We start from the raw sequence: 255 nt of genomic DNA, 5'->3' as shown, positions 1-255 counted from the left end.
CCGTTAAATGTTAAAATAAAATGGCATGCTGATTGAGTTTGTTGATCAACATTTATCATTAACTGAACTAGCTTTTCTACAGGTACGCAACCAGAAGAGCCACCGGTACCTGGATGAATAAAAATTAGCTTTTCGTTGGTTAACTTTTGGTAGTGTTGTTGCCAATATTCTTTGCGATCACTCATATCCCAAAATCTATCAGGTAGTTTAGGAATGGCATAACCGTGGTGAGTTAAGAAGTGCTCTACAAGCATA

General features: G+C 37.3%; 1 protein-coding gene. It reads right to left on the bottom strand.

Features of this window, described 5'->3' with window-relative positions; all coding sequences use genetic code 11:
• Positions 1–185: hypothetical protein (locus AAEY79_RS15655; RefSeq protein ID WP_352289513.1), on the bottom strand; the 185-nt coding region annotated here is incomplete at its 3' end.
• Positions 186–255 lie beyond the last annotated feature (70 nt).

The organism is Psychrobacter sp. GW64-MNA-CIBAN-0177 (genome assembly GCF_040309585.1).
GTDB classification, from domain to species: domain Bacteria; phylum Pseudomonadota; class Gammaproteobacteria; order Pseudomonadales; family Moraxellaceae; genus Psychrobacter; species Psychrobacter okhotskensis.
This window is presented reverse-complemented; position numbering and strand designations above follow the sequence as displayed.